Annotated in this window: 15 protein-coding genes and 1 pseudogene; 13 read left to right on the top strand and 3 right to left on the bottom strand. The window is 33.7% G+C overall.

What is annotated here, in order from left to right:
* Positions 1 to 485: 485 nt before the first annotated feature.
* Positions 486 to 1451, top strand: coding sequence for a DUF3800 domain-containing protein (locus CRO00_RS16810; RefSeq protein ID WP_097074833.1), 966 nt, complete (start codon positions 486 to 488; stop codon positions 1449 to 1451).
* A 137-nt stretch (positions 1452 to 1588) separates the two neighbouring features.
* On the opposite strand, the pseudogene CRO00_RS16805 reads toward CRO00_RS16810, so the two are convergent.
* Positions 1589 to 2044 (bottom strand): annotated as a pseudogene (locus CRO00_RS16805) (hypothetical protein); the annotation flags it as partial.
* 577 nt (positions 2045 to 2621) lie between these two features.
* On the opposite strand from CRO00_RS16805, the gene CRO00_RS20360 reads away from it, so the two are divergent.
* The 3 genes from CRO00_RS20360 to CRO00_RS16790 all read left to right on the top strand — a co-directional run bounded on the left by CRO00_RS20360 (position 2622) and on the right by CRO00_RS16790 (position 5282).
* Positions 2622 to 2771 (top strand): hypothetical protein, encoded by a 150-nt coding sequence (locus tag CRO00_RS20360; protein WP_097074832.1) that lies wholly within the window; start codon positions 2622 to 2624, stop codon positions 2769 to 2771.
* A gap of 386 nt (positions 2772 to 3157) precedes the next feature.
* Positions 3158 to 4534, top strand: coding sequence for a Na+/H+ antiporter NhaC (gene nhaC, locus CRO00_RS16795; RefSeq protein ID WP_097074831.1), 1377 nt, complete (start codon positions 3158 to 3160; stop codon positions 4532 to 4534).
* A 364-nt stretch (positions 4535 to 4898) separates the two neighbouring features.
* Positions 4899 to 5282, top strand: a complete 384-nt coding sequence (locus CRO00_RS16790) for a hypothetical protein (protein ID WP_097074830.1) — start codon at positions 4899 to 4901, stop codon at positions 5280 to 5282.
* 238 nt (positions 5283 to 5520) lie between these two features.
* Here the strand turns inward: CRO00_RS16790 and CRO00_RS16785 are convergent, their stop codons facing one another.
* Positions 5521 to 7932 carry an EAL domain-containing protein gene (locus CRO00_RS16785; protein ID WP_097074829.1) on the bottom strand — a complete coding sequence of 804 codons (2412 nt, stop codon included), beginning with the start codon at positions 7930 to 7932 and terminating at the stop codon, positions 5521 to 5523.
* Between the two features lie 478 nt (positions 7933 to 8410).
* Between CRO00_RS16785 and CRO00_RS16780 the strand changes: the two genes are divergently transcribed.
* The 6 genes from CRO00_RS16780 to CRO00_RS16755 all read left to right on the top strand — a co-directional run bounded on the left by CRO00_RS16780 (position 8411) and on the right by CRO00_RS16755 (position 20183).
* Positions 8411 to 9724, top strand: coding sequence for a hypothetical protein (locus CRO00_RS16780; protein ID WP_141396983.1), 1314 nt, complete (start codon positions 8411 to 8413; stop codon positions 9722 to 9724).
* Between the two features lie 536 nt (positions 9725 to 10260).
* Entirely contained in the window at positions 10261 to 11751 is a 1491-nt protein-coding gene (locus tag CRO00_RS16775) for an Lsa family ABC-F type ribosomal protection protein (protein ID WP_097074827.1), read from the top strand.
* A 326-nt stretch (positions 11752 to 12077) separates the two neighbouring features.
* A complete protein-coding gene (locus CRO00_RS16770) occupies positions 12078 to 15041 on the top strand; it encodes a 3'-5' exonuclease (RefSeq protein WP_161946719.1) in 2964 nt (987 codons plus the stop codon).
* Between the two features lie 269 nt (positions 15042 to 15310).
* Positions 15311 to 18472: a UvrD-helicase domain-containing protein gene (locus tag CRO00_RS16765; RefSeq protein ID WP_097074825.1), complete on the top strand. Its 3162-nt coding sequence runs from the start codon at positions 15311 to 15313 to the stop codon at positions 18470 to 18472.
* 91 nt (positions 18473 to 18563) lie between these two features.
* Positions 18564 to 19487 (top strand): nucleoside hydrolase, encoded by a 924-nt coding sequence (locus CRO00_RS16760; protein WP_419865884.1) that lies wholly within the window; start codon positions 18564 to 18566, stop codon positions 19485 to 19487.
* A 114-nt stretch (positions 19488 to 19601) separates the two neighbouring features.
* A complete protein-coding gene (locus CRO00_RS16755; RefSeq protein WP_097074824.1) occupies positions 19602 to 20183 on the top strand; it encodes a TetR/AcrR family transcriptional regulator in 582 nt (193 codons plus the stop codon).
* 50 nt (positions 20184 to 20233) lie between these two features.
* On the opposite strand, the gene CRO00_RS16750 is transcribed toward CRO00_RS16755, so the two are convergent.
* Entirely contained in the window at positions 20234 to 21442 is a 1209-nt protein-coding gene (locus CRO00_RS16750; RefSeq protein ID WP_097074823.1) for an acyltransferase family protein, read from the bottom strand.
* A gap of 220 nt (positions 21443 to 21662) precedes the next feature.
* Between CRO00_RS16750 and CRO00_RS16745 the strand changes: the two genes are divergently transcribed.
* Genes CRO00_RS16745 through CRO00_RS16735 form a run of 3 tightly spaced genes read left to right on the top strand, consistent with a single transcriptional unit; the run spans position 21663 to position 23716 of the window.
* Complete coding sequence (locus tag CRO00_RS16745) at positions 21663 to 22958, top strand: arsenic transporter (protein ID WP_097074822.1); 1296 nt, start codon at positions 21663 to 21665, stop codon at positions 22956 to 22958.
* A 13-nt stretch (positions 22959 to 22971) separates the two neighbouring features.
* The gene (arsC, locus tag CRO00_RS16740; protein ID WP_097074821.1) at positions 22972 to 23394 is read left to right on the top strand and encodes an arsenate reductase (thioredoxin); all 423 of its coding nucleotides are present in this window, start codon (positions 22972 to 22974) and stop codon (positions 23392 to 23394) included.
* A 16-nt stretch (positions 23395 to 23410) separates the two neighbouring features.
* On the top strand, positions 23411 to 23716 hold the full coding sequence (locus tag CRO00_RS16735) for an ArsR/SmtB family transcription factor (RefSeq protein ID WP_097074820.1): 306 nt from the start codon (positions 23411 to 23413) through the stop codon (positions 23714 to 23716).
* The last annotated feature ends 417 nt before the right edge of the window (positions 23717 to 24133 follow it).

The raw sequence follows: 24133 nt of genomic DNA, 5'->3' as shown, positions 1-24133 counted from the left end.
ATGATACAGATCAACGTAGTATCGCGGCGTTTGACCATAAACCCGATAATTAACACAATAAACACAACATAAATCCAATGCAGCGCCGACAAATCAACACCTAATGCACCCATATTCTCCCTCATTTCTTTTACGCTTAGAATATGAGGCAAATGTCTAATGGGTGTGTGCTTAGGGTGTTGATTGGATACATTTTTTACTTAAGATGTATTGTAAGCAGTATAGCAGGTGGGGGTTTTCGTTTTAATAGGTTGAGAGAGATTTTTATCTATGAGAATAGCTACTACATATAAATTTTTATGGTATATTTTACTTAAAGAAAATAAAAAGCACCTCAGCCCTACTAACGCAGCGGGGAAAAGGTGCTTTAAGAGCGATTCCAGCCCTACTAACGCAGTGGGGAAAGAATTTGCTCAAATATATAATATGATTGTTATTATTATAGTATACGTGTTTTATTTTGTAAAGTTGAAGGAGGTTGAAAGATGTCCTATGTTATTTACTTTGATGAATCAAATAAACTAGATCAACCCGGAATTGACTATTCTTATTACGGTGCATTAGGGATGGATGAAACAGTAGCCAATAATATTCGTCAATATATAAATAATTTGAATGAAACACTAAGGTCAAAGTCGGAAATGCATTTTGTTGAATATACGCAAGATACGAATTTTGAAAAATATTTTAAAGCCTTGCATTACGTATTAAGTCAACCCATTCAATTAAATTTAATGATTGTTAATAAAGGCGATGCTGAGAAGCTAACAACAGCTATGGACATTAAGATGGCGGAATTACGTGAATTATTTTATGTGAAAATTCCTGAACGTTTATTTTATGGACTGACAAGAGATTTATCTACAGGACAACCTATTAAAATTGTCATCGATGAAAATAGTGAATATGAAAAAATTGAATTGGAAAAGAAAATTATTGAACAAATGAATGCACATTCCGCATATCGTAAAAAAGCTTATAAAGTTGTGGATGTTGAACAGGCATCTTCAGAAAAAGATCTATTGCTACAAATGATTGATAACTTAATGGGAATCATTGTTTTTGTTTTAGAAAAGCAACATAAGGCATTTGAAGAAAATCGAGATAATATTACGTTAGATGTAAAATGCGATTTAATTTATCGCTTATTAATTGAACAAAACAATTTAGAGTTATTACATAAAAAAGTTATGTTATATTGTTGGGAGGGTAATGAAGAAGGGATTAGTCAAATAGAGTTTAGTCAGTTTACTGGAAATTTTATTATGTCTAAAACAAAATACGATGTTTCTGAAATGGCGAAACTTGCACAGGTTAGAGCAATGTATCCGAATGAGACGACAAAGTTTTATCGTGTACAAATGGGCTATCCCCGTCAATTAAGAAAGTTATTAGGTTATATAGATGAATTAGATGGTAAAGGTAGGAATAGTTATTATTTAGAGAAATAAGAAACTAGTAAGTTATTTCTGAAATAGGAAACCAAGAATGCTATTTAATTAACATTCTTGGTTTTTAATTTCTACTATATGTAAATTTAAATCAAACAATTAAATGATGTTTTATAAAAGGTTCTTTTATTGACCTTTGCAACACCAAGCGCCGGAAGTCCCGCCCGAATCGCAACCGGTAACAACACCGCCCCAAGTAACGCCACAGCTGGAGAAGGCCAGAAGAACCACGAAATCACCATCATTAAAATCCCAATCGTCCAATAAGCAAGTGTTGGATTTTTAATAATCTTCGTAAACGGTGAAACCATCACTTCATTAATCCCCGTCTTCATCAACACCCGGCTCATCGCAACAATTATCGAAATAATCAAGATCGTCGACAACAGTTCGGTGATGGCGTATATAAAGCTATTAAAGACGCCACTAATGGAAGCCGTCAAATCACCCGTCGCCACAATCGCCAACATAAAAATCCCAATGATACAGATCAACGTAGTATCGCGGCGTTTGACCATAAACCCAATAATCAACACAATGAACACGACATAAATCCAATGCAGCGCTGACAAATCAACACCTAATGCACCCATACATATTCTCCCTCATTTCTTTTACGCTTAGAATATGAGGCATAAGTCCAATAGGTGTGTGCTTGGGAATGTAATTGAATATATTTTTACTTGGTGGAATTTTGTGCAAACATTTTCTAACTTTAATAGGTTGAGAGGAAATATTAACTTGAAGGTAAAACTTGAAACGTAAGGAATTGGAGATTTATTATTTGTAATAATCTTTAACGCAAGGTGGAATCTTCCTTAGTAGAACTCACAATTCGTTAAAGGGCGAAATGAGAGGTCCAGTACTTTTTATTTTCTTTCATTTCAGAGCGGTCAGTAAATTACAACTGTTGAAAATCATTATTATGATTCTCGGACAGAAGAAGATAGCATAGAACCAAATAACATTGAAAAGATGTTTAATTTCTAATAGAGATTTTAAATTAAAACACTATTTGGCGATGAATCTTGAATTAATTTGCTGAATTTTAATGTATTTATTGATATATGCAAGGTTAACAGTACATAATAAGGTTTGTTTAGTAAAATACGATATATTATATTTGTTGATTAGATTCTCTTTAAAGACATGGAAAAGTAGGTGAACAAAGTGGGGAAATATCAATTGGATACAAAAGGTAAGGTAGCTGTGACAAAGTATCATGAGAAAAACCAGCCTGCCAAATTTGATAAAAAGCAGCAGCTTGAAAAAATACGTGCGGAGTATTTGAAAAAGAAGCAACATCAAACAGATAAATAACTTGAATAACGATCTACCAATTGCGCGTTTATTTAAAAACGCGTTTATTTTTTTAACGGGCCGGATTAGTAACAGTTTTCTCTGTCATTTCAATTGTATTAGATCTTCTATATTCAAAGTCACCCAAAAGAAGCAAGTTCTCCTTCAGCACTTCACGATTGGCTTTTCTCTACCTCCACAACCAAGTTACCACGCTTATTGTCACGTATGAAAAGCTTTACCTGTTTAGAAGCGCGTTTAAAGCCCTAATTCTTTGCCTTTTCTAACATCTTAAAATCTCCCTCTATTGACATAGCGCAATTACATGCTAGAATGATAAAGACTTTGTCGCGTTGAAGTGTTAAAGTTAATATCGTGAAATAATTTCATCTAGGAGTAAGCAGCATATGTTTTCTATTGAGGCAAAATCAAAACCGTCAGTATTCGAAGCATTATTCATTGTAATTGTCGTTATTTCAATCATTTCTTTTGCAATCGGTAAGTTTGGTAGTACGCCACATATCCCAATTCTTTTATCTATTATTCTTCTCATTTTTTATGGTTTGCTAAAGCGTGTGCCATTTAACGTGTTGGAAGAAAGTATGAAATCTGGAGCCATTTCAGGTATAGGAGCTATTTATATCTTCTTTTTAATCGGTATATTGATTAGTAGCTGGATTGTAAGTGGTACAATACCAACACTTTTATATATGGGTTTTACGCTCGTATCGGCTAGTTTCTTTTATGCGATTGTCTTTATCATTACAGCCATTATCGGTACAGCCATTGGTAGTTCATTAACGACTGTAGCGACGATAGGGGTTGCTTTTGTAAGTATTGCAGGAGCGATTGATGCATCACTAGCATTAACGGCTGGCGCGATTGTATCCGGAGCGTTTTTTGGCGATAAAATGTCTCCATTGTCAGATACAACCAATTTAGCAGCGAGCATCGTCAATATTGATTTATTTGTACATATTAAAAATATGAGTTGGACAACGATTCCTGCGTTTTTCATTAGCGGTGTCCTATATGCTGTTTTATCGCCTTCAGTAGCAGGAGTCAATAACACGACTATTGAGTTCTATCAGGCTAGTTTACAAGATACAAATTTTGTACATTGGTATGCGATTGTGCCACTCTTAGTCTTGATTGTTTGCACATTCAAAAAAGTGCCGGCATTTTTAACACTGATTGTAAGTTCCCTTGTAGCGCTGTTCTTATCAATTTTTCATACATCTTTATCAGTTAGTGAATATTGTGCCATTTTATATAGTGGTTATGTTTCTGAAACAGGCGTTGAAGTAATTGATTCACTTTTAACTCGTGGTGGTATCAGTAGTATGTTCTTTACAATTATGCTTGTGGTGCTTAGCCTCAGCATGGGTGGGTTATTGTTTGCTTTAGGTATTATTCAAACATTGCTTAGTAAAATTGACAATTTATTAAAATCAGTTGGCGCATTGATTACAGGTACGGCTTTAACTGCAATTGGGATTAATATAGTAGTTGGAGAACAGTATTTATCGATTTTATTAACAGGGGAAGCCTTTAAGCAAAAGTATAAAGAACTAGGCTTACATCCGAAAAATTTAAGCCGGGTAATGGAAGATGCGGGTACTGTCGTGAATCCGCTTGTCCCTTGGAGTGTTTGTGGGTTATTTATTGCCTCAATGCTTGACGTATCCGTAATCGACTATTTGCCTTTTGCGTTCTTCTGTTTACTAAGTCCAATCCTCACTATACTATTTGGATGGTTAAATCTAACAATATCAAGAAACTAAACATACAATCATTAGTAGTACAAACCAAAACCATGGTTTGTGCTACTATTTTTTTAGTAGAAGTGAAGGAAGGTCGACCAGCCTCAGCTGAAAATGCCAAGGGATAATTTACTAACAAATGTTATTAGATATAATCAATCTACATAATGGTCATTTACAGGTGGAAAGTAAGGAAATCGTAAAAACAAAATTTGTTGTAGAGCTACCTTACAATTCATAATCAAAGTTAATCCATTCATTGACGATTAAGGTATCAATCATCAGTGAGTGGATTTTTTTGTAAAAATTTATTCACACTCTGTTCATATTGATGAAGTAACTTATAAGAGGACATTAAAAGTGGATTTAAAAAGGGGGGATTATTTTGAGTAAATATAGTCTAGTACTATTACGATTTGCGAGTGTTTTTGGTTTAATAGGAGCTATATTAGGCGCACATATGGCTGGCGCAGGTTCATATGCATTTCGCCCAATCCATGCACATATTCTTGTAGTTGGATGGTTAAGTCTATTTGCGTGGGCAGTATATTATAAGGTTTTCCAAAAAACACAGACTGTTTTGGCAAAAGTACACGTTTGGAGCGCAATTTTAGGTACAGTAGGTTTAACATTCGGCATGTGGTTATACATGGTTAAGCCATTTAATTTTCCAGAAGTTATAACAATGATTATATATATTGGTGGTGGCGTGACATTACTTGTGAGTTATATTACCTTTTGCTTACTTACTCTGCTATACAGGCAGTAGAATTATGAAGTGGTTGAAATAACACATAGTAAAGTGTGGGATTCATTTCCATTGTCAAACAAGTTTGAACAAGTACTTATACGAACAAGCAGATTCTGATTACCCATATTGATTTATTCTAAAATAATGAAAACCAAGAATGCTGTTAAATTAACATTCTTGGTTTTTAAAAAACACGAATTAATGGGTATGTGCTAAGGAATTGATTGGAGCTTCAGCTGTTCTTTGTGTTATTTTGTTAGCAAGTGAGGTTATATGGATTTAAAACAGCTAACAAATCCTCTGCAGGCATTGGTTTATAGTATAAATACCCTTGTGCAATTGAACATTTGAATTCCTTCAACATTTCGGCCTGTTCTTTTGTTTCTACCCCTTCAGCAACCACATTCAGTTGCATTGCTTGCGCTAGGGTAATAATCGACTGTAGAATTTGGTAATTTCCATCACAAATACCTTGAACAAAAGATTGATCGACTTTTAGTTGATTGATTGGAAGCTCTTTTAAATAACTTAAAGAAGAATACCCTGTACCAAAGTCATCAATTGAAACATAAATTAGTTTTTCTTTTAATAAAGTTAATTTTTTAATCACATCTTGATGCTTATTCATTGCGATACCTTCTGTAATTTCCAATTCTAAATAGGTTGGATCTAATCCAGTTTCTTCTAATATATCTAAGACCGTTTCAACAAAGTTGTCTTGTTGGAATTGCTTGATAGAAATATTCACTGCAACTCGAATATCTTGAATCCCTGCATCCAGCCATTGTTTTCGATCTAAACATGCTCTGCGTAAAATCCATAAACCTAGTGGATTAATCAAGCCCGTTTCTTCAGCAAGCGGAATGAATTTTGCAGGAGAAATCATACCTTTTGTTGGGTGTTGCCAACGAATTAAAGCCTCAACACCAACAATTTTCCCAGAATGTAGGTCAACTTGTGGCTGGTAATTTAATAGGAACTGTTCTTTATTTAGCGCATCATATAAATTATTTGTTAATTCAAATTTTTCATTTACGTTCTCACCAAATTCATCCGCATAAATTATAAACTGTTTCCGTCCATTTTCTTTCGCCGTATACATTGCCATATCTGCATTTTTAATGAGAGATTCATAATCTATTCCGTGAGTTGGAAATTTACTAATCCCAATACTAATCGAGGTAAACAATTGTTGGTTATTGATAAATATTGGTTGTGCCATATAATCTACTATTTTCAGCGTACGATTTTTTATCTCATTTATATGTTCGAAATTTTTCATTACGATTATGAACTCATCGCCACCAAATCGATAAACTTGATCCGAAGAAGAAATGCTATCTGTTAAACGCTTTCCAATATGCTTTAATAAATCATCACCCATCGTATGTCCTAGAGAATCATTAATGGTCTTGAAGTGATCAACATCAACAAATAGGAGTGCAAATGGTTTATTTTCTTTTATAAGTTCACTAATTGCTTGTGCTAATGACGAACGGTTTGGGAGATTTGTTAAATAATCATAATGAGCTAAATACTGAATTTGTTGCTCATGTTTTTTCTTTGTAGAAATATCTCGTGCAGCACCTCGGAAACCGATAACTTCTTGTTCAGAATTAAATATCGGGACACAATTGGTACTTAAATAGATTAATTCACCGTCTTTTGTTATTTTGCGGTATTCTAAATTTCGGAATCCTGTTTTTTCCTTAGAATGTTTCTCTAACGTTTTTCGGATGAATTCTTGATCTTCTTTAATGACAGCATCAACCGTATTTCTTCCAATCAACTCATGTGGCTCATACCCTAGAATATGGGTAGCACGTTCAGAAAGATAAATATAATTTCCATTTAAGTCGGTTTCCCAAATGAATTCTTCAAAGGCATTCGCCACATCACGAAAACGTTGTTCACTTTCCACTAAGGCGACATGGCTAGAAACAACATCATTATAGACTTCCATTAAATCTGCTCCAAATTTCGGGGCTTGTTGCTGATTTAAATCTAAACTTTTAACACGTTTACGGAAATCTTTTAAATTTTTTATGTATTGTCGAGTAATCACATGAGAGCCAATTAACCCAATGACTAAAATAACAATTAATATTCCAATACCTTTTTTTAATTCTTTTACAAAGAGGGAATTCATATCTTCAACTAATACATTTCCCCAAGTATGTCCAATCACTTCACCATCTCGAATGATAGGGCGGATATTGGCTAGGACAACACCATCTCTTGTTTGTGAGTAATTTTGGAATTGATAAGGTTCTTTCGTTTTATAGACATTCCTTGCCAAAGAATCAGGACTAATATCGATTAATCCTTCTTTTTTAAAATCGGGTCCAAATGCAACAATTGAGTTTAACTCTTTTACGTAATAGCCAGTACCATAGCCAGGATAAGCATCTGTCAATTTATCAATAAACGGTTGTAGTTCCTTGTTTAATGCTTCAATCGTTACTCCGTTTTCCCCATTTATTTTTACTAAGTCCTCATAGGTACCTTCTATATTTTTATCAAGAAGGAGAGCAAGTGAAGACACTTCCTGGAACTTTTCCTCTTCAATGTGACTCCATATAGAATGAACACTAAGAGCAAGTAACACGATTGCCGTAATGATTACAAGACTTGTCGTTAAAAAATAGATTTTCAATTTCATAGACATCGATATGCACCACAATTCTACTATAAAATTTTAACCAGTAAGTTTAAAAATAGATTATAGACCTACGTATAGAGCGTTATATAAATCAAAAAGAACCAACCTAATTCCAAATTTTACATATATTATAAACTAAATACCTAGATTGATAGCGAAAATACAATTAAATAAGCTTCGAATGCAATAAGTTAAGTGATTTTATGTTTTTTTAGGGATTTTTTGTGTAAAAAGAACAAAATTGTTTAATTGTGTGAATCGATAATGGAAAGAAAAATCAACGAAAGCTTCTAAATAACTTGGGTTACTACGAGGATTTATACAATCATGGAAGAGCCAAAATCTTTTACTAATCTATAGACACAAATAATAGAACTGGTACCAAATTTTTTCAAATAAATATTATTTTTATACTAATACTATGGTATTATGTAAAAGTTATTTTAATATTCAAAAATATTTGTATAGAATGGAGTAAATAATGTTGTTTAAAAAGTGGAAATTTCTACTGATTAGTACATTAATGGTATTAGTACTAGTAGGCTGTGGTGAAAGTAGTTCGAACTCTAACTCAAACTCGAATTCGAATACCTCCAAAAATGTAAAAGAAAATAAAGTAACTGAAATTAAGTCAAATCCGACAGCCTGGGTTGGGGAATGGGTATTAGAAGATAAAGAGGCAGAGAAATCTGAAACACAAACGGATCAATCTGTTAAGCTTGAAATCTCAAACAATGTGGACCAAAAATTTGATTTTGAATTTAAACAAGCAGGAGAAACCATTTCAAAAGGCTCTGCAAATTTAATTAACGATCATCAATACATACTTAACGCGAATGATTGCATGATTAATTTTAGTGAGCAAAATTTAAATTTAGAAGTCTTAGTATACGGTTCAGGTGAAGCGTGTTCAAATTTAGATTTTTTAATGGATGACAATCAAACATGGAGAGAAGAATTTGTTCGTGTTCCAACGAAATTAGTAAACTTCCAACAAATTTTATTTTTAACTCCTGAACAAGATCTTGCACTAGTAACTCTACTAGGAGAAGGTTTATATAAAGAATTAGTTGAAAAATATTCTGAATTTAAACCGCTCAATACGAATGAAAAGATGGCCAAATCCTATATCAATACAGATAGTGACAATCCAGAAAATGATGGAAAGTTACTCATAATGACGAATCCATACAATTTATTTTGGGTGGCATATGAAAAAAATGATACATTGAATTATTACACCAATTACAGATGGTTAACCGATTTACTTCCAGAGACGATCGAATCTAACTTTTCTACAGCAAATGTCAACTATGTAAACATGGATAATGTAAGGGAATTTGAACCCGAAACGTTTAAACTTTTCCCGATCCTGAATGAAGATTATAACATGGATTATCTTGAGATACATTCAACGGAAAACTACGGTGGATTTACGATAGGAACCTATTATAACTATGGTATTGACTCACAGTATCAACACGGAAATTATGTTGCCTTTTTAAATGAACTTTATAAATCAATGGAAGTTACTTTAACTTTAGAAGAAGGGAATGAAGCGTTAGTTTATTTTGTGGATGATTCATTTGTGAAAAAGAATGTTGATGATTACCGTAACTTTGACGGAAATGTGTTAGCTTCTTATGGAGTAAGTACAAATTTACCATCGATAACGCTTGATGTTGATTTAAGTTTTGTTACCGAGTTAAATATTGTAGTAGTTTCAAATTATGATGATGATGCTAAGGTATCCCTTGACATATCAAGATTATCTAGTCATATGTATGATGATGAGTAAATATTAATAAAAGATTAAGTAAAGGCGATCCTCATTATTGTGGATTGTCTTTCTTTTGTAAGTACGTACTTTTGCCTCGAAGTCCATTCTTTTACTGTGGTTCAGTAGCTTTTTATATTAAAGAATTTAAGAAATAAATACATATTCGTAGGGTGTATTCTAAACTTCCGCATACTTTATATGTGGTTGTAGTTGAACCCTTTCTTTATTAAAAAAGGTAATAAAACGTGGATAGCACTTAACACAGACCTTGCAATGAAAAGTTTACTCGTCTCATACGAATTTAATTCAGTTTGTACTCCACAATTAAAGATGTTACTATATATAAAATAAAGCGTATTTTTCAAAGACTACTCCTTCCAACTTTTGGGAGGTTTTTTCATTAAAAAGGGGTGGGGAAAATGAGCGATAATGACACAATTGTGACGCATGTTTTACTCCGGATAAGTCGCTAAATCCATCAAACTTATACGGAGAACTCAAGAATAGATGGATTACCGACTTTGTAACTGTTGAAATACAAAGGAGGAACTATAATGGCCATGATACAAGTGCAAGATTTAACGTTTTCTTATCCAAGTAGTTTTGACAATATATTTGAAGGGGTTAGCTTTCAAATTGATACCGATTGGAAACTTGGATTTATCGGTCGAAATGGTCGAGGAAAAACAACATTCTTTAATTTACTATTAGGAAAATATGAATATAGTGGGAAAATCAATTCGTCTGTTGAATTTAATTATTTTCCATATCCCGTTTCAGATCCAAGCAAATATACGTATGAAATTTTAAGCGAAATTTGCCCCCAAGCAGAAGATTGGGAATTTCTACGTGAAATTGCCTATCTAAATGTAGATGCAGAAATTATGTACCGACCGTTTCATCACTTATCAAATGGTGAACAAACAAAGGTGTTGCTTGCTGCATTGTTTCTAAATGAAGGTCAATTTTTATTAATTGATGAGCCAACGAATCACTTAGATACGGATGGACGCAAGATTGTCTCTAATTATCTGAAGAAGAAAAAAGGGTTTATTTTAATTTCCCATGACCGAAACTTTTTAGATGGTTGCGTAGACCATATTTTATCGATTAATAAAGCAAATATCCAAGTTCAAAGTGGGAACTATTCATCGTGGAAGTTAAATTTTGACCGCAAACTCGAACATGAAGAGGCGACGAACGAGCGTCTACAAAAGGACATTGGCAGATTAACACAATCCTCAAAACGTTCAGCAGGTTGGTCAAATAAAGTAGAGGCTTCAAAAATTGGGACAACGAATTCAGGTTCTAAATTGGATAAAGGTTACGTAGGGCATAAAGCAGCTAAGATGATGAAAAGAGCCAAAAACATCGAATCCAGACAACAAAAAGCGATTGAGGAAAAGTCGAAATTGCTGAAAAATGTAGAAAAGACGGAGCCCCTAAAATTAGAGCCATTAAAATTCCATTCAAATGAATTGGTTGTTTTGAAAGATGTGTCTGTGCAATACGATGGTCAAACTGTCAATAAACCAGTTAGCTTTAAAATTGAACAAGGTGACCGAATTGCACTAAATGGAAAGAATGGCAGTGGAAAAAGTAGTATTCTAAAACTAATATTGGGGAATTCAATCCAGCATACTGGTTCGATTCATGTAAGTTCAGGCTTAAAGATTTCCTATGTGCAACAAGATACTTCACATTTGAAAGGTCAGCTATCGGACTATATTCGGGACAATGAAATAGATGAAACATTATTTAAATCCATCCTGCGTAAAATGGATTTTGACCGTATTCAATTTGAGAAAGATATCTCCCATTATTCGGGTGGACAAAAGAAAAAGCTACTAATTGCCAAAAGCTTATGTGAAAAAGCTCATTTATACATTTGGGATGAACCGTTAAATTTTATCGATATCTACTCGCGCATCCAGATTGAAGAGCTCATTCAAAGCTTTAATCCTACAATGGTGTTTGTGGAGCATGATCTTGCCTTTCAGCAAAAGATAGCAGTACCCGGTACACAAACAATTCTGAAAATTTAATACAATTTAGAAAGCAAAAACCAAGGATGAGACAAAATTAATCATCATTCTTGGTTTTTTATTTTTCACCATTTTGCATATTATCCGACAGTTCCTTTGTACTTAATAAATTTGACGCCCCTAGAGCATTAAATATCATATTTATTTGACGCAAAATATTTTATAAGGTCCCACTAATACAAGTATATTCCTGCCAAAATGTGACAAATTTCTCCGCATTGCAAAATTATCATTCTATCATTAGGAAATATTTGCTAATATTTAATTGTAATAAATGCATTAAGGGGATGTAAATTAGCTGTTTGTTAATGAAGGGAGAAGTTAAGTTGCTGACAAAAGATGAAATTAAAACGTCAATCGAGATGCTAGAACAAAATGTAAGTGGTATTTTGCAAGAAATCCAACATTTAAAAAAGCTATTGGCACAACCAGAATCGAGTCTACCAAGTAAAATAATTGAAGACGCCGAATATCAATTACAACAAAATATTGAAAAGTTTATTTCATTTCCATTACCAGACCAATCAACATTTACCATTTTAGATTTTCAACCGAATATTATTCCACAGCTTATAGATGAAGCAGAAGATCTACTAGATAAAACCCATAGCCGAGAAGACGCATTTGAATATAGTCACTTATCTAACTTAATAAATTATTTAAAAGCGTTAACGGATAAAAAAATTAATGCCAAGTACAATGTGAAAGAGTTATATGAAGCTGGTTTTCATAAAGATTCGCCTATCAAAGTCATCATGGATCACAGAGAACGTGAAGAGATCAATAACATTATTCCAACCCCTTATTACGCACGAATTGACATAAACGATTATGAAGTGAATGAAAAGGCAACGTATTATATTGGATTACAAGGGTTTGATGGGAAAGGGCAGGACCAGTTTCTTATTACAAATTGGGAAACGTCGATTGGAGAACTTTTTGAACAGAAAGAACGCTATCACAATCAACTTGTGAACCATCCAAAATTAGGAAAAGTGAAACTAACTTTTGCAAGAAATATAGATATCGAGCAAAGCCAAATTATTAAACTACATAAACCAATAGGGGAAACTGAATTTAATGAAGCGTTAATCCAGAAACTTGCATCCAAGCATGGTGTTGATATGGATATTATCGTAGAAACAATTGACGCAGAGCAAAGTGATATTATTCGAATGCCCATAAATGAAAATGAAGTGATTATAATTCAAGGGTCAGCAGGAAGTGGAAAGTCAGCAATCGCCTTACAAAGAATTCGTTTCTTACTAACAGAATATAAAAATACGATAAAAAGCGAAGACTCTATCGCATTTTTTGGACCAAATGAGTTGTTTTTAAAACATATTGAAAAAGTATTACCACGCTTAGGTACATATAAAGTACTTCAAACGACCTTGTCTAATTACCTTGGAAAAATTGTAGGTGTGAATCACTTTATGAACACTCACCAAGATGAGTGGAAAACAAGTTTACAATATAAAAATTGGATCGAACGAAAAACCAATATGTTGTTAAATGACTTGAAACTGTGGAATGAAGATTTAGTTTTAGATCAAGATTTCGTCATTTCTGCACTAGAGATGTTAGAGGTTGCCGATGAAAGTTTAAAGTTACCATATAACGATCGTAAAAATTTTATGATTCAAATGATTGAAAAGAAGGCATTGGAAAGTAGAAGACGTGAAGAAAAATTAATTTCTACTATTAGGATCAAGATGGATGAATTTATTAATGAAGAGTTGAAGGAATTGTTTTTAGAATTCCCTAAAAATATTTCAAATATTGAACAACTTTTATCAAGTGAAATCATCTCGGTATTGAATAAATTTGCTCAACAAGTAAAGCGTGATAAGAAAAAAAATGACCCGAATGAATTTTTCTACTCAGCTGTAACAGAAGAAGCCAAACAAATACAAAGAATACTGATTCCCTTATTAAAAACGAATTTTAAAAATTTATTAATCAAGTATGAAGCATCTATGAATCGTGCAGCAATTATATTTCACTCTCAAATAAAGTCTAGTGTAAATGAAGTGATTGATGAAATGATTGCTGAAAAAAGTAAGGAATTTATTAGTTCGCGAATTTCCCAACATATTCATTTTAAGCATCCAACATTAATAGTGGCACTAGATGATTTTATGAAACAACCATCGACGAAGCGTTTAATAGACAATGCAACGGAAGAATTTAATCGTTTTTATCACGCATCGATGGAAGAAGAGTTAAATCAAAAATTCAATGAACTACTAAATAGTTTTAATCAATGGTGGTCATTTAAATTTGAAGAGCGATTAAATAAACTGTTACGAGAAATCTACTTAAAACATGAAGTAGCCTTGCCATCTAGAACTTACAATACAGAGAAGCCGAAAGAACAGCAAAAGATGAATACGCAACAAATTAACAGCGATATTCAAAAAATCAATGCTTTTGTTTCCACTAAATGGTTGAAGGATGAAGCGGAAGTACTTAGACGGATTTATTCGACTAAAAGCACAGACGAAGATGATTTTTCAAAAATGAAATTAGGCGAAACTTTCGAGCAAAGCGATTTACCTGCATTATTTAATATTCATATCATTATGAATGGACGTTTCTCAAAATCATTAAGTTATCTTATTGCAGATGAAGCACAAGATTATTCACCTTATGAATTATGGTGTTTGACGCAGTTAACAACGAGGAAAAGTTTTATGCTTCTAGGGGATTTGGCACAAAGTATTCATCAGTCGAATACATTTGATACCTGGGAGGATTATCAAGCAATATTTCCGAATATCAAATTTTATAATTTAAAAAAGACATACCGTTCAACAAAGGAAATAGTAGAATATTGTAATCGAATTATAGAACCGTTTAGCAATGGTAAGTTTGAATTGCCTACAACAATTTACAGATCAGGCCCAGCAGTAAAAGAACAGCAATATACCGACATCTTAAAAGGGATTAAAGATTACGTTGAGTATTTAAAAAAAGCTGATTACACTTATCAAACTATCGCCATTATTTGTAAGAATTTCAATGAAGCCAAAAGATTATATCATGCATTAAAGAATGACTTAGAAGAAGTGTTATGGCAAAAATCTGCTGGTGAATCCATTCATTCATCATTAATCATCATTGAAGCGGCACTGGCAAAAGGGCTGGAATTTGATTGTGTAATCATTCCAGACTTATCGGTTTACCAAAATACGATAGCAGATCGAAAATTAGCCTATGTTGCAGCAAGTCGTGCATTGCATGAATTATGTGTAGCATTGTTGTACCCGGTACACAAACAATTCTGAAAACTTTATACAATTTAAAACCCGTGAATGTGATAAAAGCTTAGCATTCTCGGGTTCTATTATGGGCAATATTACATATTATCCGACACTTATAATTTATAAAATTTTTCATATCCACGCACCTAAAAAATTTAAAAAATCAAACTTTTTAACGCTAATTTTGTTAAGAACCATTCAAAATCCTAACGATATCTATCCTCTAGGTTAAATAAACACCCATTATGGTAAAATAAAAACAAATATAACGCGCACAGAAATGAGGAGATAACATGTATACCGTATGTCTTCATGATTACGCCAAAGAAGAAGTGCAAACGCTTTCTGTAGATGAAATGAACCGTGTGGAAAAAAGACTTCATCGATTGCGAAATGGATTATGGAAAAATGGAACGCGGGTGAAACGATTACAAGCCGTTAATAAAAAGTTAAATATTTTTGAAGCAAGAATCGATAAAGGAAATCGCATGCTTTTTTCAATTTATTACGATTCAGACCTACTTGAAACCATCATCCTCGTCTTTCGTTTATCCCTTCACCATGATGATGTCATTCGCATTGCACGAACAATTGTAGATGATGATCTAGATTACGAACTATACCAAACGGAAGAAATCGAGACAACAGAATCCTTCGAACAATTCGCCAACCATCACAAAGAACTTTGGAAAAACGATTATTATTTCCACCAATTTCAACAATTAAAGGCTTATGAAATTGATGAAGAAACACTTACACGTTTTATGATGAAACAAGATGAAGATTTAGAAGAGTTTTGGGAAATGAAATTGCGACTAACAAGCGAACAGAGGTCTCTATTAAAAATGGACTTACCACTGTTAATTAGTGGCACTGCCGGAAGTGGTAAAACGACTATTTTAATTCATAAACTATTAGAGGGACCAGCTGTTTCTAAATTATATATTACTTATTCGAAACAATTGAGAGACGAAGCGGAAAAACAATTTTTAAGTCTTGTCAAAGGTTTGGATGAAGAAGAAGAATACAAACGACAAACTACATTTTTAACTTTTAAAGATTTTTTAAAACGCCATATGGAAGAACGATTTCAAACCATTGTGACGAAAGATCACTTTATTCAGTACTACCAAAAACTTTCAAAAGGGCAGCACCTTGAAAAAGAATTCCCTGCACTTATGCTTTGGGAGGAATTTCGTGGTGTCATCAAGGGCGGTCTTTTTCAATCTTCTCACACCTTCTTATCTGAAAATGAGTATGTTGCTTTAAGTTCCAATGAAGCACCTAATTTTTATAAGAACAGAAAAAAAGTCTATCGTATCTTTTTGTCCTACCAAGAGTATTTAGCAAAGCACTATTTGATTGATGAACAGGATTTATTACAAAAACTGTTGAAACTCGATTTACCTTCCTTTGAAATGGTGTTATGTGATGAAATTCAAGATTTGACGATGCATCATATAAAGCTACTTTTCAAACTAGCCAACAACAAACCAAATCGTTTAATGTTTGCAGGGGATGATCACCAAGTCGTTCATCATAGCGGATTTCGATGGGAAAATGTGAAAAACGCATTTTATCATACATTCAAGATTGGCATTTCCGATGTTCATTCATTATCGAAAAACTTCCGAAATACGGGGAATATCGCCTCATTTGCAAGGGAAATTAATCAGTTGCAAAAAGATTATACAGATTTTAAATATAAATCAGATCAAACTGTTCCATTCCAATATGGGGAAATGCCTAAACTTTTAAAAGATATCGAGGATCATGCTTTATTTCCAACCTTCAATCATTTCGGACCATATGATGCCATCTTAATTCGTGATGAGGAAAGCAAAGAGCAACTCACAAAAGATCTAGCACAATCTAGTAAACAACCATTACTATTTACGATTTATGAAGCAAAAGGATTGGAATTTCGAAAAGTCTTACTATGGAAAATTCTCCATGATGAGTCTAGTGAAGCGAAACAATGGAAGAAGATCGTTAATAGAATAAACAAAAATGAGTTATTTCAAGATGACTTAGTGATGCAGCGTTTTATTCGTTATGAAGCGAGCTTGCTTTATGTTGCAGTAACGAGAGGTATGAAGGAATGTTGGATTTATGATGGCCCAACATCAGCTGATATATGGAATATGGAACACATTCAGAAACAACTAGAAATACAGACATCTGTTAACCTACAAAAAGAGGACATCGACTATTCAGATGCAGATTGGAAGGAACGGGGAGACCTTTTCTTCAAGCGTGGGTTATATGATCAGGCTAAAAACTGTTATTTACATGTTTCTGCAGATGAGGAAGTTAAAAATCGAATACTAGTTTGTCGGGCTTACATTGAAAAACAACATGCGAATTATGAAGAAGCAGGCAATTTATTCAGAAATGCTCAATTATATGATGAAGCAATCGAATGTTTTGAAGTAGCAGAACAATATGCAGCAATTTTTAAAATCTGTAAAAGAGCAGATCCAGCTGAAAAGAACCCAAAATGGATATCATTGAAAAATGAATATAAAATTAAAGAATTCGACAGCAATAAACAGTGGGTAGGTAGCGGCATTTACTGTAAGCGACAACGATATTATAAAGAAGCACTGTTGCGATTTGAAATAGATGGGGACGATCAAACAGATTCAATAAATGACGTTTATCACCTTGCAATCAATGACACAAACCTACCTTTAGAGGAATTGAAAAAAATTGGCCATTTCTTCAAGACAAGTGCAAAATACAGAGATGAGCAAAAGGTAAATAACATTCAAACCCGCTTAGATTTTTTAAGAGATTTGGCATATATAAAAGACATGCTGCAGCTAATACAACCCGATTATAATGATTACGGAGAGAACTTAATTGTAGAAACATTTAAGGTCAATAATCAGCTAAAAAACTTAACGCCACACTTCTCATTTGAAGATCCTCACGTGCAATATATATTTGCACTAATGGCAGAAAATCTTGGAATGAGCGAAGGTACGATTCGTGTTATGTTAAAACGTGCTGCTGATAAAAACCATCCCCAAGCCCAATTTACGTTAGGCGCAATGTTGGAGGATATCAATCAAATGGAAGAAGCGGTTTATTATTATAAAAAGGCCGCAAATCAGCAACATCCATTTGCCACATTTAATCTCGCCAATTACTATCTGTCGGTCAATAACGCAAAAGAGGGAATGTATTGGATGAATCATGCGCTCGAGCTAAAATTTGAGGATGCTTATTCTGAACTGGCGTATCACTTGTTTAAAGGTGATGTTATTCCGAAAGATGAAAAAAGAGCTGAATTACTACAAAGAGAGTACAAAAAAGTAGTGCAGGAACGGAAAAAACAAGAAACCTTGTTAAAAAATCAAGTTGAGACACGAAAAAAAGAAATTGATCGTATGTACTCCATTAACGTTCAATCTGCCCCGAAAAATAATTTTCAAATAAGTTTCTTTTAACTATAAGGAACCAAGAATGCTCTTGGTTTCTAGTACTTTGTAATTTTTAATCTCTAAATGGAATATCGTGGAAACGAGGAGGGTTCTGCTTATTACGAAGAAAATCCTTTTATTTTGTGACCCAGGCATAGATGATTCTATCGCCATAATGTATTCAATATTAGATCCAGATATTGAACTAGTTGGGATTGTGACGAGTTATGGAAATATAACAAGAGATAAAGCTACAGCAAATGCAGCTTATTTGGTACATTTAGCAGGAAGAAGTGATATTCCGATTATTCCTGGAGCTACAAAACCTGTACAAGATGAGGATGTCACATTTTACCCGGAAATTCACGGTGAGGATGGAATGGGCCCCATACAAATACCAAGGAATTTTCGCTATCAGATTTATCCTTTTGATACCATCCGTTTCATAATAGAAAAATATAAAAATGAACTCATTATTGTGGATACAGGTCGTTCTACAAACTTAGCAACTGCCTTTATTTTATATCCAGACCATATGAAGATGGTTCAATCCTTTTATGTGATGGGTGGTGCTTTCTTTGTGCCTGGCAACATCACTGCACTGGCCGAGGCTAATTTCTACGGTGATCCTGCTGCATCGAACTTCATTCTTCAATATGCACACAACTTAACCATCACACCGCTAAATGTGACTCAACACGCCGTTCTAACTCAACAGTTTGTCAATGCCATCTCTCAAAATAAAAACAACATTTACGCTTCGTTGGTAGATCCAATCTATAAATATTACTACGAATTTTATAAGAAATCTAACCCGGGTATTAATGGTGCACCAATTCACGATCTTCTTACAATATTGGTTGTTAAAAATCCTACCATTGTTGATTACATTAATTACGATGCAAAAGTAATTGAAGGCACCGATGCAAAGGGAATGTCTTATATTGATTATCGACCAACCAGTAAAAAAGGCAAAACAAAAATAGCCATCAAACTTCACTACAATGATTTTATTAAAGAACTAAGTAATGTTTTATTGTAATTATGTCAGACAGCGGTTATATTTGCTGTCTGTTTTTTTTATAATGACTCTTTTAAAAGGTATTTATAGTACAATTAATATTATTGTTATTGCAAGAAATGGAGTGAAAAATCGTTGAGAAGGGAAGAAAAGAAAAAACAAACGAAAATAACGATAACAAATGCGGCTTTCAAATTATTTTCGGAAAATGGATATGAATCCACAAAAGTAGAAGATATTGCGAAGTTGGCTGGCGTTTCGAAAGGTACTTTTTTTAATTATTTTCCGACGAAAGAGGCAGTTATTGAAGATTTTGAACGAATCTCAATCTACTCAGAAGCGGAAAAGTTAATGAATATCACAAGTCCAATCGTTCCAAAACTACTATCTTCATTAATTAATATCGTACATAATCTAAATTATACACGGTCATTGAGAAGGGCAACATTAATGGCGACATTATCCAGCACAAATAATTTAAATGACCACATGGAAAATATGGGGAATCTCCGTGCGCTTTTAGTTCCAATTTTTAAACTTGGACAAGAGACGGGGGAATTTACGACAAAATTACCTCCAGAAACACTAGCGGACCTAACCATACAAATGTTTATTGGTGTATTAACTCACTGGTGTCTTGGTGGGGGAGAAGATGATCTTATCACCCAATTAATGATGAGTTTTGATGTTTTCTTTAAAGGAATCTCTACAGAATAATTGAAAAAACCTTTCCTGCAAGATTTAATTCGCAGGAAAGGTTCCTTAATTTAAACTGTTTTTTTATTGAGCCGAGCGACAAACTTTTCAGAACGTCTAGGATTATTTCCAGAGAATAATAGACTAATCACCGGTATTTTCCGAATAATAAAATACGAGATAAAATGGCTTAAGACAATACCTAAAAATGATGCTAACCCAAATTTGATATAGCCTGAAACAGGTACACTAATTAGCGCATATTGAATGCCCATTAATACCGGGGTTTGAATAACGTAAACACAAAATGTATTTTTAGATAAAATCTCCACCCATTTTGATTTCCTATTCAATTTACGTTGGAACAGTTCAATTAAACCAATCGAAAGTGCTGTACATAAAAAAGTTTCATAGATTGCATAAATTAATGAATCACCATCCCAGCCACCCCTTGAATGTGGTACCAATCCAATGACATTTAAGATAATTAATAAAATCCCAAAAGACAACCAAAACGTTCCAACCTTTGCTGAAATCTGGTGAATCCAGTTACTTTTCGCAGCTGTGATCCCTAAAATGACAAATGCCAAATATTGAGGAAAGTGTGCATATTCCATTTGGATAAAACCTAGTACGCCAATCCATTCATCTAATTCATATTTTGTTCGAACTAAATAAGTGATGAACGATATGATTATAGCAAATATAAAAATAGATTTATTGTTTGGAATAAATGCCATTTTAGGTAACTTAATATTTTTAAAGAGATTCATCAATAGCAGATATAGTAATGAATAAATTAATAGATGTTCTATAAACCAAAGATGGCCAAAGTTTAAGTCTGGCCAAGTTGGTCCCGTCCAATTTAACGGTTGTTCACCAAAACCAAAATAAACATTCTTATAGTATTCAAAAAACGATAGGGTAGGATAACCACGGTATTCGTTATAATAAAAGAACATGATTAATGGAATGATCACTAAAAAACCAAACAATAAAGGTATACCAATTCTCTTTAAACGATCTTTGAAAAAGCCAATATTCCCTTTATGTTTATAGGCAAGAGGAATAAAGTAAGCAGATAGGAAGAAATAAAGGCTCATGTTAAAGGCAGCGTTTATACCGAAAAAAGCGCCAAGGTCAGAATCAACACCAGAATCTTGTACATACCAAAACCCATTTGATCCGCCATAAGGTTGACCTGCATGGTGAATGATTACAGTGCACGAAAGAAAAACTTTTAAATAATCCATAAAGTGAATACGTGTAGTAGGTGACATATATTTCTCCTTTTTATGAAATAACTACCAAACTATTTATAATACTTTTTGTACTCTGGGTCAATATTTTTCTTTCACTTTTTTGTTAATTAATTTAAATATTTTAATCATTTAATAAATTATTTAGACTTTAGGTCACTTTAATAATAAAAATGTTATTTATATATAAGTAAATTATTATATAATGATATTTGTAATTAACATCTAGGAGGAACAAGAAGTGCTATCTGCAATACTCGCAACTGCAATTTTTTTAGTAACACTCATTTTTGTCATCTGGCAGCCCAAAGGATTAAATATTGGTTGGTCTGCTTGCGGCGGTGCAATCCTCGCGCTAATCGTTGGGGTAGTGGATTTCGGGGATGTGTCAGAGGTGATCCACATTACCTGGAACGCCACACTAACATTTGTAGCAATTATTTTAATTTCGTTAATTCTTGATGAAATCGGATTATTTGAATGGGCAGCTTTACATATGGCGAGGGCAGCAAAGGGTAATGGCATAAAAATGTTTATTTATGTCAGCATTTTAGGGGCCATTGTTTCAGCACTATTTGCCAACGATGGAGCAGCATTAATTTTAACGCCAATCGTTTTAGCAATGGTGCGAAATTTGAACTTTAAAGAGGCAATGATTTTTCCATTTATTATGGCGAGTGGATTTATTGCGGATACAACGTCATTACCATTTGTTATTAGTAACCTGGTAAACATCGTCTCTGCAGATTTCTTTAACATTGGTTTTGGGGAATATGCATCAAAAATGATGATTCCGAATGTATTTTCACTAGTTGCAACTATTTCCGTATTGCTTCTTTATTTTAAGAAAAGCATACCTAAAGCGTACGATTTATCGAAAATAAGAAAGCCACACGAAGCCATTAAAGATATCAAAATGTTCCACCTATCATGGTATGTACTAGGCTTGTTATTAATGGGTTATTTCACAAGTGAGTTTATGAATATCCCAGTTTCGATTGTAGCCGGTATTATCGCTATCTTCTTTTTATTTATGGCAAGAAGAAGTCATGTGGTGAACACGAAAGCTGTTGTAAAAGGGGCACCTTGGAATATTGTCCTATTTTCGATAGGCATGTACGTCGTTGTGTATGGTGTAGGAAATGCTTGGTTAACCCACGCATTAGCTGGAGTTATTGAAACATATGCAAGTCATGGTCTATATGCTGCAACGATGACAATGGGCTTTATTGCCGCCTTTTTATCCTCAGTAATGAACAACTTACCAACTGTCATGATTGATGCATTAGCAATTGCTGAAACAAATACAACCGGCATTGTAAAAGAGGCGTTAATTTATGCAAATGTTATTGGCTCTGATTTAGGACCAAAAATTACGCCTATTGGATCCCTTGCAACATTAGTATGGCTACACGTTCTTTCCCAAAAAGGAGTAAAAATCTCTTGGGGCACTTATTTTAAAACAGGGATTGTGTTAACGATACCCATTCTCTTTATCACGTTATTAGGATTGTACTTCACATTATTACTGTTCTAAAGGAGACTTACATATGGCTAAAAAAACACTTTATTTTTTATGTACTGGAAACTCATGTCGTAGTCAAATGGCAGAAGGGTGGGCAAAGAAGCTGTTACCAAGTGATGAATGGGAAGTAAAAAGCGCCGGGATTGAAGCGCATGGATTAAATCCAAATGCAGTGAAAGCAATGAAAGAAATTGGCATCGATATTTCGCAACAAACGTCAAATATCATTGATGTTGAAATACTAAATAATGCAGAACTAGTCGTTACTTTATGTGGCGATGCAGCGGATAAATGCCCCGTCACGCCAATTACCGTAAAACGAGAACACTGGGGCTTTGATGATCCGGCGAAAGCGCAAGGAACAGAAGAAGAGATGTGGGCCGTTTTCCAACGAGTTCGTGATGAAATAGGGGATAGAATTAAAACGTTCAGTGAAACAAGTCAATAATCGTTTAGGAGGCACAATGGAACATTTATTATTGGAAAAACAATTAAAAGCTGTTGCCGATTTGAACCGTATTAAGCTACTTGCCTGTATGAAAAATGGGGAAGTTTGTGTTTGCGATTTTGTCGATGTCCTTGGAATCTCTCAACCCGCCGTTAGTCAGCATTTACGAAAATTAAAGGAAGCCGGCATCGTCACGGAACGAAAAGTAGGAACGTGGAAGCATTATCGATTAGTGGAAGACCAAACGCCATTAATGATTGGCATATTGCAACAAATTCAACCTATGGGGAGTTGCCAATGTAAAACTAGTTGTACAAATTAGGAACTAGCTTTAATAAATTTGAGGTGTACACTCTTATAATGGTACACCTCTTTTATTAATTTAATCCTTCACATCCAAAAATGTCAGCTAGTTTTGATTATTCTCTTTAACTTCATTTTTAGAATTAGTTTCAATGTTTAAAGTTTCTTGGCTTTCTTTAACGACTAATAATACCCCGGGACGCCAACTCCTCTAATAAATGAAATACGAGAATTTAAATCACCTTTTTTTGCTAACGGATGGTTTTTCCGTTCAATCCATTCACACAGATGCTGAATAATTATCACTATTTTGATAGCATCAAAACTTAGCGATAATCGTTTAACTAACAAACAATACAATACGTTTATCGGAAATAACTCGCCTCTCCAATAGAATTCTGCATTTATTAGTAAAATGACAATATCATATATAATA

This window comes from Ureibacillus xyleni, assembly GCF_900217795.1.
Lineage (GTDB): Bacteria > Bacillota > Bacilli > Bacillales_A > Planococcaceae > Ureibacillus > Ureibacillus xyleni.
Note: the sequence above shows the minus strand (reverse complement) of the source record. Positions and strands in the feature narration are given on the sequence as shown.

Coding starts and splice junctions, on each gene's coding strand:
- CRO00_RS16810 (WP_097074833.1), top strand. CDS start 486: ATGTCCTATGTTATTTACTTTGATGAATCAAATAAACTAGATCAACCC.
- nhaC (WP_097074831.1), top strand. CDS start 3,158: ATGTTTTCTATTGAGGCAAAATCAAAACCGTCAGTATTCGAAGCATTA.
- CRO00_RS16785 (WP_097074829.1), bottom strand. CDS start 7,932: ATGTCTATGAAATTGAAAATCTATTTTTTAACGACAAGTCTTGTAATC.
- CRO00_RS16775 (WP_097074827.1), top strand. CDS start 10,261: ATGGCCATGATACAAGTGCAAGATTTAACGTTTTCTTATCCAAGTAGT.
- CRO00_RS16765 (WP_097074825.1), top strand. CDS start 15,311: ATGTATACCGTATGTCTTCATGATTACGCCAAAGAAGAAGTGCAAACG.
- CRO00_RS16750 (WP_097074823.1), bottom strand. CDS start 21,442: ATGTCACCTACTACACGTATTCACTTTATGGATTATTTAAAAGTTTTT.
- arsC (WP_097074821.1), top strand. CDS start 22,972: ATGGCTAAAAAAACACTTTATTTTTTATGTACTGGAAACTCATGTCGT.
- CRO00_RS16735 (WP_097074820.1), top strand. CDS start 23,411: ATGGAACATTTATTATTGGAAAAACAATTAAAAGCTGTTGCCGATTTG.